Genomic DNA, 19,441 nt, shown 5'->3' on the forward strand with positions numbered 1-19,441 from the left:
ATTATCGCAGTATGAATGCGGTAAACAGCACGTCGCTGATTACCTGATTAGGTTGACCTTTAACCATTGGCGGGCTGAGGACGGTTTTGATTTGCGCCACTAACCGCTGTTTGCCTTCTTCGTTAGCCAAACTTTCGGCAGTCTGGCGAGACAGTAACAGCAGCAGACGGCTGCGAACTTCCGGTAAATAGTCGTTCAGCGCGCGACGGGAATTCTCGTCCGGCAGGCGCAGAGTCAAACCGATGTACAGCACGCGATCCAGGTTGTTGTCCGGCGTGATCAGATTAACGGTAAAGGTGTCGAGCGGCATAAATACCGGAGCCACAGGGACAGGTTTAACGTTCGCAGGCTTGCTGTTGTGCAGTACCCACCAGCTATAGCCGCCACCCGCAGCAGAAGCCACGGCAATCAGTACCAGCAGAATCACCCAGATTGAACTTTTACGCTTGGCCGGGAAGGTGTTATCAGACATGGGGAAGACAAATTCCTGTTTCGTGTATCTGCATAATAACGCGGGTATGACTCGTTGACAGATATCGCCACCTTGGCAACTTCTGACAACCTACCCGCGTTAAACGAATAATGGTGATGATTATCCCGCGTATCATCGCCGGCAATAGGCAGAATAGGTGGGAAAAAACGGCCTACCTCGCCCGTTTGTTCAATTTTAGGCGAAAATATCAACACCGCCGTTGCCGGATGCTAAAGATTGCAGCGCGGCTGGTGTCACCAACGGCGTCAGAGAATCAGCCGACTCACCGGTTTCGCCATAAGCAGGCTGGCCATTAGCCGCATAGTTTTGCTGATTTTGTTGATGCTGCTGTTGCTGAGCTTGCTGCCACTGAGACGATCCTTCGCTACTGACACTGCTCTGGCCTAATTGAATCCCACTCTCAGCCAAAGCATGACGCAGCCCCGGCAGCGCGGCTTCCAGCGCGGCGCGAACCTGACCGTGAGCTGAGGCGAAGTGCAACTGCGCCTGATTATCTTCGATCTTCAGACTGATTTGCAGCGCACCCAATTCCTGCGGATGCAAACGCAGTTCGGCATTTTGCTGGCCGTTGCGGCTAAACATTAATACCTGCTGGCCTAACGCCTGCTGCCATTCCTGACTGCCCAACTGAGCGGTCAAATGGCCGGCAACCGGGGCGGAAGCAAGACCGCCTGTGGGGGCCGTCATGATTGGGCTGGAGACCGGAGGTAATGAAGGCGTGATAGCGCTGGTTAACAAGGCTTTATCGCCGCTATTGATTGCTTCTGTCGGGGCGATTAACGCACTCAACGCAGCGGTTTTATTGGCAGCCATGGCGCTATTGTCTTGTGTCTGACCGGTAGGGCGGTTCTGACGCAGTTCTACCTTCTCGGTTTTGGTTTTCACCTCGGTCAATAGGTCATTAGCGGCGTTACCACCTTCTTTTTTACCGTTACTTAGAGTGGTGCCCAGCAGCGCGCTCAGCTCTTTATCCTGACCGGTTAAGCCCAGCACACTGCCCAGAGCTTCGCCTTTACCTGCGGCGCTACCTTTGGAGCCAGCATTCAGATTATCCTGTGCGGTTAGCCCTGATTTCAGGCCGTTGCCGTTTGCCAGTGTGGTTGCTACCTGATGGGGTAACATCGCCAGCAAAGTATGCAATGGGTTCAGGTCGGGTTTATCGGTCTGAATTTCCAGTTTTTGATCGTCTTCTGGTGTTACTTTCTTGCCATGAGACTCGCCTGTCTGACCTGCGGCAGTTAATCCCGCTGGCAGCGTCGCGGTGATATCACCCAATGCGGCCAGCAACTGGTTAAGTTTGCTACTGCCCTGACTGGTTTTATCACCTTCGACGTCGGCAATGTTACCGGTGACGGCGGCTAAAGAGGATTTCAGCGCTTTGGCATCGGCAGCATCCAGCTTCTGAGCCAATTGGCTCAATTGACCACCTAGTAGGTCGGCAAAATCCGCGGGTAAACCGGCATCGCTGAATAACGCGGCGATAGAAGAAGACGCTGTACCCTCAGTTTCGGTTGGTGTCGCAACACCGGGCAGTACAGACAGATTCATGAATTCAGGCTCCTTTGTGAGCTGCGCTGGGCAAACTCATCCATCAATTTTTGATCCATACGGTTTTCATGGTGACGCTGGGTGGTTTCCGCCCGTTCCTGCAAGGTTTCGAACGCGTTGAGGCGTTGTTGTTTCTCTTGCCAGTGCTTGACGGCTAAATCGACGCGCTGATTCCATTGCAGTAGCTGCTGCCGGTGCTGATCGATTGCCAGTTCCAACGTCTGAATAAACTGCTGATAATTCTGCCAGGTTGAGGAGGCCATCCCATCGCATAAGGTATCGTTCAGCTTGACCCGATATTCATCCTGATAGTTAAGCAACATATTCAGTTGCTGCTCGGCTTGCAGGTACGATTGACGCACCTGTCCCAACTGTGTACTGGCCTTTTCGACGGCCTTCTGCGCAAGGTCGCGCAGGGTAACGAGAGGTGATTGACTTTTCATCGTATTCCTCATCTATTACGGAATGAAGATTGGCGTCAGTGAGCTGACGGCCAATCAGCCGGGAAACAGCGCCTTGAGATGCTGACAGGCATCCTCATAGCTACTTCGCTCAAACATTCCTTGCTGCAAGAAGGTTTCCATCTGGGGGTAAAGCAAGATTGCGCGATCGAGCAGCGGATCGCTGCCTGCCGCGTAGGCGCCGACGCTGACCAAATCGCGGTTGCGTTGGTAGCTCGCCAGTAACTGTTTGAACTGACGAACTTTGCTGTAGTGATCCTCATCAATCAGCGCTGTCATGGCTCGGCTGATAGAGGCTTCGATATCAATAGCCGGATAATGACCGGATTCGGCCAAACGGCGGGACAGCACCACGTGGCCATCCAAAATAGCGCGGGCGGAGTCGGCAATCGGATCTTGCTGATCGTCGCCCTCGGTCAATACGGTATAAAAAGCGGTGATAGAACCGCCGCCGCTGACGCCGTTACCGGCTCGTTCGACCAACGCCGGGAGTTTGGCGAAGACGGAAGGCGGGTAGCCTTTGGTGGCCGGCGGCTCGCCAATGGCCAACGCGATTTCACGCTGTGCCATGGCGTAACGAGTCAGGGAGTCCATAATCAGCAACACATGCTGACCGCGATCGCGGAAGTCTTCGGCGATACGAGTCGCGTAAGCGGCGCCCTGCATACGTAATAAAGGAGAAACGTCGGCCGGTGCGGCAATGACGACCGAACGTGCGCGACCTTCTGCCCCAAGAATATTTTCAATAAAATCTTTTACTTCACGACCACGTTCACCGATTAGCCCGACCACAATGACGTCCGCTTGGGTATAGCGGGCCATCATACCAAGCAACACGCTTTTACCGACGCCGGAACCGGCAAACAGACCCATACGCTGACCGCGACCCACGGTGAGCAGGGCGTTGATAGTACGCACGCCCACGTCCAGAACCTGTTCGATAGCGGTACGTTGCAACGGATTAACCGGCGGCGTGATTAACGGTGCGCGATAACCGGTCTCTGGTGCGGGTAAACCGTCCAGCGGCTTGGCGCTGCCATCCAGTACGCGTCCGAGCAACTCAGGGCCGAGAGGCAGTTGTTTACTAGCGGAAGCGCCATTGGCGGTAATGCGTGCATAGACGCGCGCGCCGGGCACAATGCCTTCCACTTCTTCCAACGGCATCAAAAACAGGCGCTGGCCGTTAAAACCAACCACTTCGCTTTCGACTTCCTGCACTTCACCGCCGTCGTGTCGTTCAATCAGGCAGGTTGCGCCCAAGGGCAATTGTAAACCAGTGGCCTCCAAAACCAGACCGGTGGCACGGGTTAAACGACCATAGCGCCGAACCGTAGGCGATTGAACGATTCGCTCTTCCAGTTTATCCAGTGTAGTCAGCCAGCGGCCAAGACGGGCGGTCATTACAAATCTCCCGGTGCGGCCAGGCGGCACAGCTCATGCCAACGGGTTGCGACGCTGGCATCCAGATCGCCTTCTTCTGCGCTGACTTTACAACCACCGGCGTGAATTTGGCTGTCGGCCAGCAAACGCCAACCATGCAGGCTTAGGGTGGCGCCTAAGCGTTGCTCCACCATCGCCAAATCGTCTGGATTGACGCGCAACTGCGGTTTGCCGTTAAACATAGGTTCTTGCTGAATCAGTTGTTGGATCTGACCCAGCAGTGCGGTGCCGTCACAAATAGCCGGTTGCCCCAAAATCTGTTTCGCCGCCGTCAGCGCCAATTGCATCAAACGAGAAGCGATGACACTGTCGAGGGAATCGAGCGTATTTTGGAAATCTGCGACCAACGCCTGCCAGTGAGCGGTCATCGGCTCTTGCAGTTTCTGCGCTTCCAGCAAACCTTGTTCACGCCCTTCCAGCAGCCCGGTTTGATAGCCCTGATCCAAGCCTTCCTGCAAACCTTTGGCGAAACCTTGCTGGCGACCCTGTTGCTCCGCCTGCTGTTGCAAACTTTGCAGCACTTGCTGCTGGTCGGGTTCCTGTGGTTCGCCTTCTTCGTCGGTAAACTCGGTCATAGCGACTTCCGGCTGGGTAGCCGGAGCGTCATCAAACTGACTGGCGAAATCCTTGGGAGACCACGGCTGCCAGGGCAGGGCATTCAGCTGATCAGACATAGATGTCCTCGCCGCCGCCAATGACTATCTCTCCGCTTTCCGCCAAGCGACGGACGATAAGCAGGATCGCTTTCTGCTCGCTTTCTACCAGAGACATACGCACTGGCCCACGAGTGGCTAGATCGTCGCGCAGAATCTCGGCAGCACGCAGAGACATGTTGCTGAGGAAACGTTCGCGCAGAGCCTGATCCGACCCTTTCAATGCCACCAACAGGGACTCGGAGTCGATCTCTTGTAGCAAACGCTGAATGCTGCGGTCGTCGACACCAACCAGATTTTCGAACAGGAACATCTCGTCGATAATCTTTTGTGCCAGTTCGCCATCGTATTCGCGCATGGCGTCCATAACCGCTTCTTCCTGCTGGGTTTTCATCAGGTTGATAATCTCGGCCGCGGTGCGGATACCGCCCATTTTGCTGCGTTTGAGATTCTGGCCATCCAACAGGTTGTTCAGCACTTCGGTCAATTCCGCCAACGCCGCCGGTTGAACCCCACCGAAGGTGGCGATACGCAGCATGACATCGTTGCGCAGACGTTCGTCGAACAGCGCCAGAATATCGGCAGCCTGACCGCGTTTCAGGTGAACCAAAATGGTGGCGATGATCTGCGGGTGCTCGTCCCGAATCAAATCCGCCGCCATCTGTGGTTCCATAAAGTTGAGGGTTTCCATACCGCTGGTGGTCTCGCGAGATTCCAGAATATCTTCCAGCAGGCTGGAGGCACGTTCTTCCCCCAAGGCTTTCACCAATACGCCGCGCAGGTATTCGCTGGCGTTGACGCTTAACGCCGCATATTGCTCTGCGTCGTCTTCAAATTCGACTAACACGTCAATTAATTGCTGATGAGAAACCTGACGCATACTCGCCATGGTCGTACTCAGTTGCTGCACCTCCCGCGACGAGAGGTGTTTGAACACTTCTGCGGCGTGGTCTTCGCCCAGCGTCATCAGCATGATGGCGCTCTTTTCAGTTCCGGTCAGGCTCATTGGTCTGTACTCATCCATTGACGAATTACCAGCGCGACAACGCGTGGATCTTTATCAGCAAGTTCGCGGATACGCTGGGCTTGAACTTCAGCGCTTACACGCTGTTGTGATTTCTTACGCAGGGCCAGCTCTTCTTTGCTCTGTTTGACGGTTTCAGCGGTTTGTGCCGTCTGCGCTGCGGTATTGGCCGCAGTAATCGCTGGATTCACTTCCTGTTTCTTAGCGATAAACGGACGTACCAGTTTGCGCCACAGAATCCAGGCAACCAGCAGAATCAACAGATAACGACCGGCACTCATCAACTGCTCGAAGAAGGATTGTTGTTTCCAGAACGGCAGGGCGCTGCTGGTTTCTTCGGTTGCGGTAAACGGTGTATTGACCACGTTTAGCGTATCGCCACGAGCGGTGGAGAAGCCCATGGCTTCACGGGTTAGTGCCTCAATTTGTGCCAGCTGATCTTTGCTCAGCGCGATCGGCTTACCGGTTTTCTTATCGGTCTCCAGATAGTTAACCACCACAGCGACGGACAGGCGCTGCACCATGCCAGCTTGCTGCTGGGTGTGGCGAATCGTCCGGTCAACTTCATAGTTAGTGGTTTCATCCCGACGACTGCTGCCCGGAGCGCTATTGCGGTTGCCAGTGCCGGCGGCGGTGCTGCGGTTAGCCGCAGTGGCTGCGGCGGTATTCGCGGCTGCACCGGTAGCCCCCGGCGCTGCGCCGGCTGGCGGAGTTTCAATTGGTGCAACCGGTGTGGCCGAAGGCTGATTGGATAAAGCGCCCGGAACGCCGCCGATTGGCGTGCCGCCAACCTGTTCGCTTTGGCTGAGTTGCTGTGACCGTACCGCCCCCTGTTCAGGACGTTGGTTCGGTTTGTATTCTTCGTCCGTTTGCTCGCGGGTCGCAAAATCAACCTGTGCGGTGACCTGAGCGTGGACATTTCCGTTACCGACCATCGGAGCCAAAATAGACTCAATGCGGCGTTGGAAGCGGGCTTCGACCTCATTGGTAAATTTCAGCTGAGCGGCGTTCAAATCGCGACCGGCGCTGTCTGATTGCGTCAACAGACGGCCCGTTTGGTCAACGACGGTGACGTTACCCGGAGGTAGACCGGCAACGCTGCTAGAGACCATATAAACGATGGCGTTAATTTGACCATCATCCAATGCGCGCCCCGGCTGTAAAGCCAGAGTGACAGAAGCAGAAGGGGATTTTTGTTCACGAACAAACAGCGAAGGCTTCGGCAATGCCAAATGAACGCGTACGTTCATGACCGGGCCGAGGGTTTCGATAGTGCGGGATAATTCTCCCTCTAACGCCCGTTGATAGTTGATTTGTTCACTGAACTGGCTGATGCCGAATTTTTCCTGATCCAGCAGTTCAAAGCCAACGGCACCGCCTTTCGGCAGCCCTTGCTGCGCCAGACGTAGACGGGTTTCATGCACCTTGTCTGCCGGAATCAGCAGCGCACCGCCGTTTTCGGCAAAGCGATAAGGAATATTGAGCTGAGTCAGTTGAGTGACAATAGCGCCGCCATCGCGATCGCTCAAATTGCTGTAAAGGACGCGATAATCCGGGCTTTTTGCCCATAACATTAAGGCGACAACGATCGACACTGCGGCAGCAGCGGCGATAAGTAACGGAATTTTTGGATTGGCGCGCAGGCGATTCAACAGCCCGCTAAAGCCATTCTCACGGTTCTCTACGCCAGTTATCGAGGCATTCATACGCATTCCTTGCCAGGCTGGACAACGTTGACGTTAGTATTTGTGTAAGTAGTGTATCGAAACAAAACAGACTCCCTGGTACGTAAGCGACAAAGCAGCAATCGCCGGTCTCCCCTTTTATGGGCATGCCATTATTTGTCGGATTAAGGGAATTTGATGAGTCAATAAGGCGGTGTTTTTGTATCTAATTAGCCGGTTTAGCTAAAAAATGATGTGTTAGGGTGTCAGCCTGAAAATACCAATCTGTGCCGGGCATAAAGAATATCCGTCCTGAGCACGCGCTTTTTACTGAGGTTTTTATGTCCATTCAAGGTATTGAAGGTGTTTTGCAACAAATGCAGGTCAGCGCATTACAGGCGGCAGGAACGGCCAACGTGCTGCCGGCTGAGCCGGGTTTTGCCAGCGAACTGAAGGCCGCACTGGGTAAAATCAGTGAAGTGCAACAAACGGCTCGCACTCAGGCACAGAATTTTGAGCTGGGTAAACCGGGCATTGGTTTAAATGATGTGATGGTCGATATGCAAAAATCCTCGATCTCCATGCAAATGGGAATTCAGGTACGTAATAAGTTGGTTTCGGCCTATCAGGAAGTGATGAATATGGGCGTTTGATGACAACGCGGCTATTCAGATGATGCTTGCCATCAAAATAAGGCTGAGAGCAGAAAAATTATTTTCATGGACATGATGGTCTAAGGCCATTAACCATCAAGGATGAGTTTATGAATAAGAATAAAAGAATTGCTATGTTTGCGATCATAGGTGGCGTTGGTTATCGGGCAGGGTTCGTAATTAAAAACACGATGGGATTATAATTTCTAATTGTTAGTGGCTTCCCACTTGGCATAAAAATTACTGGTAGCCCCAAACGAAAGAGCTACCCTAGTTAATTATTATTTTTCTATTTATAACTCTTAGTAAAACTCTGGTTTCCTAGAGCCACTGAAGTTCTTTTCCATGCATTACTCTACATTGTCATAGGGTTAATGTTTAGAATTATAGTGGCCTATCCGAAGTAATCCTACTGTCAGCCTCCTGACAGGTCATATAACCATGTTCTACCACCTGATCATAACGGTTTAAGGCAACGAAGAACGGTGAGGTATAGCCATCTTTTCGTAACGTATAATTAAGACAACTGCCTCGTATCTTACTGGTTATCATCATACTATCCGGTGGTCCTCCGGCATTCATCACTGATTGTTTAGTGGCTCCGGTAGTGAAAACCGTCGCCCGGACAACGGGCAGAGAATCATATTTAAAGAAGCCTATGCCGCAGGCGCTTAATATCGGAATGGCCAGTAATGGTATGTAGCGCATAAATCAAATATCCTTAATTTAAATTTCGATTAACCTTTCATTTAACTGACTTCATTAATCAATCCGTCAATTAATCGACGGAGGTCAAGAGGCAAAAATTAAATAAGTCGTCAGGTAAGCCTTATATTGCAAGGCGTCTCTATTGTATGTGTTGGTATCTATTATTTATGTGTTTGTTCATTTCAATTAATGTTAAATAAGAATGACTCATTAACGTGAAAGGAACAGCTATAGTCGAATTCTATATTCGACATGATTTAATTGATTTTGTTTGTGCATCCTTTAATCACATTCATTTTGGTGATAATGGGTGGGGTCTAGGATATTTTCATGCCACAGTGAAAACTCACTATTTGTTATCAACACAATTGTTGTATTAATCAATGCTGTGTTTACATACAAATCTTGGAATAAAAAGGATGAATCCATGAGTATGAAATTAAGCAGTAAAATCTTTGCTTTTGCTCCGGTATTGTTGGTTGCAGCCTGTACCACGACGCCATTACCACCAGCGCCTCAGGCTTTGCTGGGCATAGATCGCGGCATAGCAGGCATAGATAACTGTGCGGTAGGGTGTCCAACGGGAAGTCAGAGTGATGAGACTCTGGTTCGAAATAGTTATACATTGAATAATAATCCCGGTACTAAATTTGCTAACTGGGTTGCCTACAAGATTACAAAATCTACTCAGGCTAGCAGCCGACCGCGTAACTGGAAAACCGATCCGGATTTACCTGCCAGCGATACTCTAAGCCCAGATGATTATAAAAATGCGAATCAAGTGCTGAAAGTCGATCGGGGACATCAAGCTCCGCTAGCCAGTCTGGCCGCCGTCTCTGACTGGCAGAGCCTTAATTATTTGTCCAATATTACACCGCAAAAGGCCGCGTTAAATCAGGGGGCATGGGCGAGACTGGAAGATCAGGAACGGAAACTGGCGAACAGAGCAGATATTAGCGCGGTTTACACCGTCACTGGGCCGCTGTATGAACGTTCTATGGAAAAACTGCCTAATGCGAAAAAATCGCACCAAATTCCAAGCGGTTACTGGAAAATTATTTTCATCAATAACAGCCCGGCAGTCAATCATTACGCCACTTTTATCCTGGATCAGGATACGCCCGCCACGGCCAATTTTTGTGATTTTCAGGCCACGGTCAGTGATGTTGAGCGCCGTGCTGGTTTAACTCTGTGGTCGGACTTACCGACAGAGATTCAGGCCGGGTTGAAAAAAACGCCCGGCGTATTATCAGAGCAAATGGGATGCCCGCCAACCAAAGCATAAAATGTAATTGCGCAGCCTGAAAAATAAATAAACCCGGGAGATATATTCCGGGTTTTATCTATCGCAGAGTCATCGATGGCTTAACTCTATATTTTCACTCAGATAAAACCTATACTAAAACCACTTTATCACTGATGGTTAGTCTATTGATGAGATTATTTCACAGGATTAAAGGGCGTATATCCCCCACTTTTTGTCTGGCCGTAATGGTCGCTATTAACGGTTACCTAATATTAGGGCCGGTCCTTTCCCGTACCTTAAGTTATGTTCCCCAAACCTTGGGTAGCATAGGTACATGGAAAGAAACGTTGTCCATGTTAGGGCTATTGGAGATTCCCCGTTTTGTCATTGGCCTTAGCCTTATTCTGATGGCGATAGGTTTAGCGCTTAAAGCTCGTACCGCTTGGGTCTTCACTCTGTTTTTGCTGCTGGCAATGACATTGCTGAATTTTATGAACGGTAATACTGATGTGCATATTACCGGTTTGTCCGTCGCTATTATTCTTGGATTACTGATTTATTGGCGGCAGTTCGATCATCAAAGTCTGGCCAGTAGCAGCTTATTTGCTATCGTCAGTATTTCTTCACTGCTGTTGTACGCGGTGATTGGCACGCTTTATTTAGGTGCTGAATTTTCGCCTACGGTGGAGGATCTACCGACGGCGTTCTATTTCGCTATAGTGGCGATGTCAACGGTAGGATTTGGCGATATTGTTCCGGCGACCACGCATGCTCGCATGTTTACGCTTTCGATTATTATTATGGGTATTACGGTATTCGCAGCATCGATTACAGCCATTGTCGGGCCGATGATTAGCCATAATATCCAGCGAATCGTTAAAGGCAGGATCTCTCACGTGATACGTAAAAATCATTTTATTATTGTCGGTACAACCCCATTGGCACTGAATGTATATCAAGGTCTGCGGGATCGTGGCGAACTGGTTACCCTGGTAGTGGCTACCGGAACAACGGCGGAGTTACCGAAAGGCGCAGACGTGGTGACTGGCGATCCATCATCCGTTGCGACGTTGAAAGTCGCCGGTGCAGATAAGGCGAAATATATTATTACCCTGTGTAATAGCGATGCCGAGAATGTCTTTACCCTTTTGGCAGCGAAAGAAGTGGCAGGGCCAGAGACGAAAACAATTTCGTTAGTCAATGAAAGCCAGAATCAGCCGAAAATTAAACGAGTTAATCCCGATATGGTCTTCTCTCTGCAGCTATTGGGGAGTGAACTGTTAGTCAGAACACTCAGCGGTGAAACTATTAATAATGAGCTGATCACTGAAATGTTCTTTGGTAGCTGCGTGAAGGCAAATTGATTTTTCAGACAGCACTGGCGATATTCCATTATTGCCAATAGCTTTTATCCCACGCCGGTAACTTCCATTCCGGCGTGGCACTATTTTAGCAACGATATCTTTAATCGCCGTAATCTCTATCCATCGCGTTGATAGTCAGATCTCTCGGTATCACGGGGTGCTAACCTTACGTAGTAGGGTGGTAATATCGATGAGATCGACTTGATCGGGCTGAAGATAGGTTTTTGCGTAGTCTTGCCAGATTCCCGATTCGATAAACAAGACAAACAATTGTCGATCAAGATGGTTGTCGTTAACCATATTCGCCATGATAGTTAATGACTCGGACAGCTTTTTACCTGATTTATAAGGGCGATCTGCCGCAGTCAGCGCTTCAAATACGTCAGCAATGGCCATCATGCGCATGGTCAGACTCATCTGCTGGGCATTCAGTTGATTAGGATAACCTTTCCCATCCATTCTTTCGTGATGTCCCCCGGCAATGGTTGGTACGTTTGACATGGTACGAGGGAAGGGGAGCTTTTTCAGCATGATGATCGTCTGAATGATGTGTTCATTGATTTTATAACGGTCTTCTTCCGTCAGCGTCCCGCGTCTAATACTCAGGTTATACACTTCACCATGGTTATACAGATGAGTCGGTGGCTGCACTTTGAAATCATAGTATTCTGGATGTTTGATTTTATCGTCCCGATAAATAATATGTTCCTCTTTGTCCGCCAAGAGTGGCTCCTGAGCCGGTAAGGGTTTTTGTGGGGTGCGGTTTTTCCTAGACATCTCTTCATTGCCTAGGCCGGTTCTATCATCGAGCGTCCGTGTCCAGCGGTATTGAGCAATATCATGAATACGCTTAACGGCTTCATCGGATAATCCCTCCTGACCAATATTGGTCTGGGCAATGAAATAGTAATCCTCATCCAGTTTCCGTAATTCCTGATTTATCTGCGACCAATCGGGTTCTTGCTCAGGTTGGGCGAGGCATTGGCGTAAAAAGTCGATTTCTTTCTCTCGTTTTAATACTTCAAAGCGCATACGAATTTCATGAATCCGGTTATAAATGGTTTCCAGTTTGGTGGCTTTATCAACAACAAATTCGGGAGTGGTAATTTTCCCGCAGTCATGTAACCAGCATGCAGTATTCAGTTCTTCCCATTCATCATTACTCAAAGTGAAATCGGCAAAGGGGCCTTCTTTCATTTCAACGGCAGCCTTCGCCAGCATTTCGGTAATAACCGGAACCCGTTGACAATGTCCGCCGGTATAAGCGCTTTTGGCATCAATAGCGCCTGCAATCAGCTTGATAAAGGAATCTAGCAGGCTTTTTTGCTCCTGCAGTAAATGCTGTGCTTCGACAGAAATGGACAGGCTACCGACCAGTGCATTAACCAACTGTATCCGTGAATACTTTCTTTCATGATTCATCGACTCATCATCAAAGAGTAATAAGAATCCGAATAACTCATCGTCATGTCCTCGTATCGGGGCAATAATAAAATGCAGAGGGAGCTGGTCGGCCAAAACCTCATGCAGGGCAGGCCACAAATTATCTTTATTCACTATTCCCGATGAGGTTCTGCCCCACATCACTGAGTTAAACGGGGTGAAATAGCTATCGCTAATGGCCAGTTTAGGCATGTTGCTAACGTCAATGGCCTGGTTTTTCCATTGAAAGGCGATAGGGCGGAATGCAGGATTTTTGTCATCATTCAGGAAAATAATACCACCAGACATACTGGCAATCTGTGTGGTTTCCAATAATAACCCCTCCATTTGCGCCGCGAAGTTGTGGCCAGCGGCGAGTATATTTCCCATCGAAATAAATTGATTGAGCGTCAATTTCATCTTCTTCATTGATGCATGTAATTCGTCAATTTCCTGAATAATTGACGGTTCACTTTCCCGTTCATCAAAATGTAAATGGCTAATGGCATCGGCATCCTGACGTAGGCGTATTAAGGGGTGGGATATTCTTAGAGAAAAGAACCAAATGATTGGTAGGGATAATAACAGGAGAGCACAGGCAATTAGGGTTGAGTTATTACGAATCTGGTTAGCATTAGCGGTAAGATACGACGATGGTGTAGCAATAATTAATTGATAACCATTCTCATTTATCGGAATGATGCTGCCATACCATTCTTGCTGTTCGCTGGTAAATATATGGCTTTGGCTGGCTGCCTCCGTAGATGATGTTTTGAGGCCTAATAATGACATTAATACTGGGCTAAGAGTTTTGCGATCTCCCTTTGAATTTAAACTCGCGATAGCATCATTTTTTGCATCAATAATGACGGCCTGACTGCCAATAGGTAAATTTTGCTGTTGTAAGAACTCACTCAGTGAAGCGAGTGATATATCCATCCCCACGACCGAGCTTCTATTTAACGCTCTTTTGCTAAAGGTTATTCCCGGTTCTTTTGTAGCTTGATAGATATAAACCGGCGAGATCGTGACCCCGTTATTCTGCAATGCCGAGGTAAACCAAGTGCGTAATCGCGGATCGAAAGGATCCATTTCTACCCGCCGGTTAGAAATTATTTGTTGCTGCGCATCAAGGAAAATATAGTCTTTTATCGGTGATTTTCCGGCTATTTGGCTGCGCTGTATTATCCATTCGGTATTGGGAGGAGCACCTAATATAGGCCGATTAGTATTACTGGCTCGTCTTAGAAGAAAGAAATCACCGTTGTCATGACCACTATAAATGGCACTGGCATATTTATTTAAATTTAAAATTTCGCTGAGCCGTTCAACCGAGAGCGTTTGTTGTTCAAAGGCGGTGTTTTCGGTTATAGCTAAGCTAGCTAACATATTGACTGACATAGACATAGAGTGAGTAATGCTATTCAGTTCTGCGGCAATGGCTTTCCCTGTTTTTTGATATTGTTCCAGAGTGCTGCTTTCGGTCAGTTTGGTGAGCTGGTGGTGATTGAACAAAATAATGACGGCGCCAATGATCAGAATTAGCAGCGTAAATAAGGATGCGATCTGGATATGCAAAGGGTAACGGTTTTTAAGACTCAGAGTCATTCGTAACATAGGTACCCGCGTGCAGATTACCCCCGATTGCTTTTATAATAGTTGCTATTACAAAAACCGTATTTCAACAGGTATGGTTGTCATCATTAATCTGTTGATTTTAAACTCTTTTATTTATTTTTTCGAAGATAAAAAATGCGGATTGGTAATGCGCTAACGCGTCGATATTCAATTAAGAATAACATTAAATTTTTTAAAATAGCTTGCCCGCCGCCTGCCGCTATAACAGGTTAGGAATAGGACGGTTTAAAATCACTATTGTATTGCGATTCTGTTTCCAACGAGCCTGATGTCAGCCGGTGGTGGCCGCGTATGGCTGTTGGTGCAAAGCCAAAACGTTTACGGAATCGCTCTGCAAAGCGTGATGAACTCTCATAGCCGACGCGGTTGGCAATTAATGATATCGGCCAGTCGGTTGCTTGTAACAGCGTTAATGCGCTGGTCATGCGGACATCAATCATTAAATTGCGTAATACTACGTTCTCGGCAGAAAGTTTCCGTCGTAATACCACTTCGCTCATAGACATTCGCTCTGCGACCTCGGCAACCGTCCATATTTTATGAGGGTCGGTTGCCAGACAGCAGCGTACTTTTTCTGTCAGCGTTTCTGCATCCTTTATTAAGAATTTAACGCCACGCTGGGCCAGCCAAAGTAATAGCTCCACCATGCGATGGCGAATGATGGGCTTCGGAATATCATTGTTATCAGCTAATACCTTAAAAGTGTTGGTGAAAGCATTGATAAATTCCGGTGCAGGATTGCGCACCGGCATGACAGCCGGTATTACGGACAGGTCATTGGTTTTGGGATTATGGGCAAATGTATTGATTAACTGAGGATCAATACTCAGCGTATGGCTGAAGAAAACCCCATCTGCAGATAATCCGTTGATAATATCTATAGTTTGACCACCGCTGATAGCGACCATCTCGCCGGGCAGGATTATACATTCCTGGTTTGCCCAGCGAATAACCTTATGGCCGTGGTTAACCATAATCAGCAGTGGGTGTTGTATATAAATCGAGGTGAGTGCAAGCTCAGTATGTTGAATAACATGCGTTGAACTGCCAATCCCCGAACATAGATTAATTGTACGTTCCATCGATATTCATTTCACAGTCTTTACCTGAGAATATCTTTACGCGTTGCGCACCAGACTAGCAACTTATTTTAATACAAATTTAGTGCGTAGTGCTATTTCGTCGAGAAAAAAAACTGGTTTGTTGGCACACACAAATAGCCATGTAAACAGGGCAAACACACCGATAAAATCACGCTCATCCAGAGTAATAAAAAATATTACTTGCAATGTTAATGATTTCATTCGAATGTAAAATGAGAATATCTATCTTGTTGTTATGTTGATAAAACCATCACTATTGTGTTTCACCTAATAACACTGCATGGTCTGGGAACTGACCATAAGTATTATTTACCACTTGTTGTCGGGTTGATTGTCCGACCAGTTCGCTTAATTCATTTAGGCGTAGCTGTAATAAACGCTTAATTTCAGTTTCATTATCTAAAATAGTTTTTAATTTCTTTCTTAATATCTCTTGCAGTGAAAGAGATGAGCAAGAAGAAATGGTCACGTTGGCGGTACTTTCAACAGCTTTCAGATAAGTCATTTCCAGATCAACCAGCGCATCCCAATTTCCCTCAATGGCAAAGGCAAGCATTTGTTCACTGAGGGTCAGGATATGTTGATATTCGGATAGAAGGTGCTGGTGACGTTCCATTAAATGGGGTCCTAATTGGGTTGATAATTGGGGCCGATCTGCCGCCAGGCATCAGCAATATTTTCAAGCAAGGCTTCGACTTCGACAATAGCCTGCTCGTCATTATGCAAATTGGCATGCAGTAAGCGACGTGACATATAGTCATACAACGCTGACAGATTTTCTGCCAGTTCGCCGCCTTTTTCCATATCAAGCCCAGTACGCAGGCCGTTATCAATGATATTGATAGCTTTGGAAATAGCTAATCCCTTTGCGGCAATCTCCCCCTGATTCATCAAAATACGTGCGCGAACCAGGGCGCTTTGCGCCCCGTCGAACAGCATCACGATCAACTGGTGGGGGCTGGCGCTCATGACTCCGCTTTCCAATCCAACCTGTGCGTAAGCCTGGCTCCCTGACCGGTTGTACATGTTTCCTATCCTTTGTTATTTAAATTGTGCCAACAGCATGTTGCCTGTGTTTTTGAACGAGGTAACCAATTTATCTAGCTGACCGAACTGGATCTTGTAGCGTTCAATAGTGGCATTGATATTGGCTGTTGTTGAAATAACCTGTTTATCCAGATTTTTCAATGAACGGTTGATCCCGTCAGTTGCACTTTTCAGGGTACCTTTCGAGGTATCAAGGGCACCGTTCAGCAGTTTATCCATTTGGGTTGCAAACCCAGTAGTTTCACCGTCTCCGGCAAAGAACTGGTTAACGCTGCCTGGTTTTTCTTTCAGCGCTTTATCCAGTTTATCGTTATCGATTTTCAGCTTCCCATTAAGATCCTGAGTGATCCCCAGGCTGGCTAAGGTTTTGACATCGCCACCTTGAGCAGAAGATAACTGGGATTTCAGTTGGGTCTGAATATTACGCAGCGTATTGTCGCCGACCAATTCACCGTTGCCAGACGACTGCTCTTGACCTGCTTCAACCGCGGTATACTTGGTCAGTGAGCTAAAAGTGGTTTGCAGTGAGTTATAGGCATCGACAAAAGCCTGAATCGCCTCTTTGGTCGCTTTTGGATCGCGCACCACGGTCAGAATTTCTGGTGTATCAGTTTTCGTAAGGCTCTTCAATGTGAGCGTCACACCAGCAGGTGCATCGGTAATCACATTACTTTGACGAGTGATATCAATGCCATTGACTTTCAATTTGGCATCCGCTGCTGCAACGGTTTGTTTCATGCCATCGGCGCTGGTGCTTCCCGGCGTATAGTTCAGGATTTTACCTAAATCATCATCGCCAGTCACGCTAACGGTCATTTCCGACTTGGTGCCGGTTTCTTTTGAGGTCAGCGAAAGGTAATAGGTATCGTCATCCCCCTTCATAATACTGGCGGTAACGCTGCCTTCCTGCTTGTTGATAGCATCGCGGATATCAGTCAGGGAGGTTTTATCTTTTGCCAATGTAACTTCCATCGGCTTTTCTTGGCCAGGCTGAGTAATAGTAATGGTTCTTGTTTCATTACTATTGCCCAAATTATCTTTTGGGTTAGGCATTTTGCCGGATAGCAAGGATTGCGCCTGAGCCAATTGCGAAATTTCAATATTGTAGCTACCTGCGCTAGCAGCACTGTCGGTTGTTGCACTAAATGCATCATTTTTACTGCTGACGGACGTGCCGTTTATTGTGTCTGCTTTTTTCAGGGCAGCCGCTGCAGTTTCCACTTTTGCCAGTGCGTTTTGCAGCACGCCAAATGCAGATAGCTTTCCTTTAAAGCTAGTTTGTTGCTGAGTCAGAGGGGTTAGACGCTTTTGTTCTGCTGCAGACAAACCGTCTAAAAGTTCACTTAAGTTCATTCCTGAACCGCTACCTAATGAGCTGATACTTGCCATGTCTAATCCTTAATATTCAAGTGTCGTGATAGCGTTATCGGCCAGGAGTAAAAAAAGTTTACACATAAAATATAAATAGTGATGGATGGAATAGCGGGGCATTAAGTACAGCTATTTGCGCTATTGAACTGAATGACTAGTATTTCGGGTGCATATTTATGCATTAAGGCAGAGTGATTTCAATTGCGGATTAAAGATCTCGGCGCAGGTGCCGATAGCCTTTGGTGATGGCGACGATAACTCAGTCAAATCGCCAATAATACTCATCAGCTACATTGAAGGAATATCACTATGGCGGTAATTAATACCAATAGCCTGTCTTTGATGACACAAAACAATCTGAACAAATCCCAGTCTTCTTTGGGCACCGCCATTGAGCGTCTGTCTTCTGGTCTGCGTATCAACAGCGCGAAGGACGATGCAGCGGGTCAGGCGATCGCCAACCGTTTCACTTCTAACATCAACGGTCTGACTCAGGCTGCGCGTAACGCTAACGACGGTATTTCACTGTCTCAGACTGCGGAAGGTGCGTTGGGCGAAATCAACAACAACCTACAGCGCGTACGTGACCTGACCGTTCAGGCGCAAAGCAGCTCTAACTCTGCATCCGATATCGATTCCATCCAGTCTGAAGTTAACCAGCGTATGGAAGAAATCAACCGCGTCACCAAGCAAACCGATTTCAACGGCATCAAAGTATTGGATAACCGTACTGCGACCGATTCCAACTACGATTTCCAGGTGGGTTCTAAAGACGGCGAGAAAATCAGCATCGCTATCGGTTCAAGCGCAGGCTGGAACTTAGCAGCAGCGGGCGCTGGCGGCGTGTCTGGCGATACTGTAAACACTTACGCATTCAAAACTACTACCGCGTTGGGTACTGCCCAAGCGGATGTAACGACGAAAAAAACCGACTTTGATACCAAAACGGCTGACGCTGCGGCGAAGAACAGCGCTTATCTGGCTGCGAAAGCAATCTCTGATGCATCTGCTGCTCCCGGTGATATTGCTACAACCACCGCAGCTAAAACTGCATTTGATACCGCTACTACCGCTGTCGGTACGGCTAATACTGCATTGACTGCCTCTAACACAGCCTTCAAAACGGCTTTGGATACTTCAACCGCAGCTGGTGAAGCGGTTAACGGCAATGCGCGTACCGTTGCTGCAAAAGGTTTTGACGTATTGAAAGGTAATGTGGATTCAGCTGGTCTGGCAGTCGGCACGACTCCATTGGCTGATATCGATAAAGCCCTGAAAGCGGTTGATACTCAGCGCAGCGTGTTGGGTGCGTCTCAGAACCGTTTTGAGTCAACCATCACTAACCTGAACAACACCGTCAACAACCTGACTTCTGCACGTAGCCGTATTCAGGATGCCGATTACTCTACCGAAGTGTCCAACATGAGCCGTGCGCAGATCCTGCAACAGGCGGGGACTTCTGTATTGGCACAGGCTAACCAGGTTCCACAAACTGTCTTGTCTCTGCTGCGTTAATTTCCAGTCGAGTAAGGTATCGAGCCTCCGCATTGCGGGGGCTTTTTTGTGTCTGTTATTTATTGGTTTTTTTAATAAAAATACGCGATTT

Annotated in this window: 17 protein-coding genes; 4 read left to right on the plus strand and 13 right to left on the minus strand. The window is 48.3% G+C overall.

The window, feature by feature from the left end:
* Window position 1: 1 nt before the first annotated feature.
* From fliL to fliF, 7 genes are all read right to left on the minus strand, one after another.
* On the minus strand, window positions 2–472 hold the full coding sequence (gene fliL, locus AD970_RS06525) for a flagellar basal body-associated protein FliL (protein WP_049597518.1): 471 nt from the start codon (window positions 470–472) through the stop codon (window positions 2–4).
* A gap of 195 nt (window positions 473–667) precedes the next feature.
* Window positions 668–2,041, minus strand: a complete 1,374-nt coding sequence (locus tag AD970_RS06530) for a flagellar hook-length control protein FliK (protein WP_049597519.1) — start codon at window positions 2,039–2,041, stop codon at window positions 668–670.
* Window positions 2,038–2,484 (minus strand): flagellar export protein FliJ, encoded by a 447-nt coding sequence (gene fliJ / locus AD970_RS06535; RefSeq protein WP_049597520.1) that lies wholly within the window; start codon window positions 2,482–2,484, stop codon window positions 2,038–2,040. The genes AD970_RS06530 and fliJ overlap by 4 nt, the downstream gene beginning before the upstream one ends.
* A 54-nt stretch (window positions 2,485–2,538) precedes the next feature.
* Window positions 2,539–3,903 (minus strand): flagellar protein export ATPase FliI, encoded by a 1,365-nt coding sequence (gene fliI, locus AD970_RS06540; RefSeq protein WP_049597521.1) that lies wholly within the window; start codon window positions 3,901–3,903, stop codon window positions 2,539–2,541.
* On the minus strand, window positions 3,903–4,616 hold the full coding sequence (gene fliH / locus AD970_RS06545) for a flagellar assembly protein FliH (RefSeq protein WP_049597522.1): 714 nt from the start codon (window positions 4,614–4,616) through the stop codon (window positions 3,903–3,905). Before fliH ends, fliI begins: the two co-directional genes overlap by 1 nt.
* Window positions 4,609–5,601, minus strand: coding sequence for a flagellar motor switch protein FliG (fliG, locus tag AD970_RS06550; RefSeq protein WP_049597523.1), 993 nt, complete (start codon window positions 5,599–5,601; stop codon window positions 4,609–4,611). The genes fliH and fliG overlap by 8 nt, the downstream gene beginning before the upstream one ends.
* Window positions 5,598–7,325: a flagellar basal-body MS-ring/collar protein FliF gene (fliF, locus tag AD970_RS06555; protein ID WP_049597524.1), complete on the minus strand. Its 1,728-nt coding sequence runs from the start codon at window positions 7,323–7,325 to the stop codon at window positions 5,598–5,600. The genes fliG and fliF overlap by 4 nt, the downstream gene beginning before the upstream one ends.
* 299 nt (window positions 7,326–7,624) lie before the next feature.
* On the opposite strand from fliF, the gene fliE reads away from it, so the two are divergent.
* Window positions 7,625–7,936 (plus strand): flagellar hook-basal body complex protein FliE, encoded by a 312-nt coding sequence (gene fliE, locus AD970_RS06560; RefSeq protein WP_049597525.1) that lies wholly within the window; start codon window positions 7,625–7,627, stop codon window positions 7,934–7,936.
* Between the two features lie 384 nt (window positions 7,937–8,320).
* Here the strand turns inward: fliE and AD970_RS06565 are convergent, their stop codons facing one another.
* Window positions 8,321–8,644: a hypothetical protein gene (locus AD970_RS06565; protein WP_049597526.1), complete on the minus strand. Its 324-nt coding sequence runs from the start codon at window positions 8,642–8,644 to the stop codon at window positions 8,321–8,323.
* Window positions 8,645–9,077: 433 nt separating this feature from the next.
* On the opposite strand from AD970_RS06565, the gene AD970_RS06570 reads away from it, so the two are divergent.
* Window positions 9,078–9,929, plus strand: a complete 852-nt coding sequence (locus AD970_RS06570) for a DNA/RNA non-specific endonuclease (protein WP_157045477.1) — start codon at window positions 9,078–9,080, stop codon at window positions 9,927–9,929.
* A 149-nt stretch (window positions 9,930–10,078) separates the two neighbouring features.
* Window positions 10,079–11,254 (plus strand): voltage-gated potassium channel protein, encoded by a 1,176-nt coding sequence (kch, locus tag AD970_RS06575; protein ID WP_049597527.1) that lies wholly within the window; start codon window positions 10,079–10,081, stop codon window positions 11,252–11,254.
* Between the two features lie 150 nt (window positions 11,255–11,404).
* On the opposite strand, the gene AD970_RS06580 is transcribed toward kch, so the two are convergent.
* From AD970_RS06580 to fliD, 5 genes are all read right to left on the minus strand, one after another.
* Window positions 11,405–14,293 carry an HD domain-containing phosphohydrolase gene (locus AD970_RS06580; RefSeq protein WP_049597528.1) on the minus strand — a complete coding sequence of 963 codons (2,889 nt, stop codon included), beginning with the start codon at window positions 14,291–14,293 and terminating at the stop codon, window positions 11,405–11,407.
* A gap of 230 nt (window positions 14,294–14,523) precedes the next feature.
* Window positions 14,524–15,396, minus strand: a complete 873-nt coding sequence (locus AD970_RS06585) for a helix-turn-helix transcriptional regulator (RefSeq protein ID WP_049597529.1) — start codon at window positions 15,394–15,396, stop codon at window positions 14,524–14,526.
* A gap of 274 nt (window positions 15,397–15,670) precedes the next feature.
* Complete coding sequence (gene fliT / locus AD970_RS06590; protein ID WP_049597530.1) at window positions 15,671–16,033, minus strand: flagella biosynthesis regulatory protein FliT; 363 nt, start codon at window positions 16,031–16,033, stop codon at window positions 15,671–15,673.
* Between the two features lie 11 nt (window positions 16,034–16,044).
* The gene (gene fliS / locus AD970_RS06595) at window positions 16,045–16,443 is read right to left on the minus strand and encodes a flagellar export chaperone FliS (protein ID WP_038241981.1); all 399 of its coding nucleotides are present in this window, start codon (window positions 16,441–16,443) and stop codon (window positions 16,045–16,047) included.
* Between the two features lie 15 nt (window positions 16,444–16,458).
* Window positions 16,459–17,853, minus strand: coding sequence for a flagellar filament capping protein FliD (fliD, locus tag AD970_RS06600; RefSeq protein ID WP_049597531.1), 1,395 nt, complete (start codon window positions 17,851–17,853; stop codon window positions 16,459–16,461).
* Window positions 17,854–18,144: 291 nt separating this feature from the next.
* Here fliD and AD970_RS06605 point away from each other — a divergent pair, with 291 nt between their 5' ends.
* Window positions 18,145–19,350, plus strand: coding sequence for a FliC/FljB family flagellin (locus AD970_RS06605; protein WP_049597532.1), 1,206 nt, complete (start codon window positions 18,145–18,147; stop codon window positions 19,348–19,350).
* Window positions 19,351–19,441: the final 91 nt, after the last annotated feature.

Source organism: Yersinia nurmii (genome assembly GCF_001112925.1).
GTDB classification, from domain to species: Bacteria; Pseudomonadota; Gammaproteobacteria; order Enterobacterales; family Enterobacteriaceae; genus Yersinia; species Yersinia nurmii.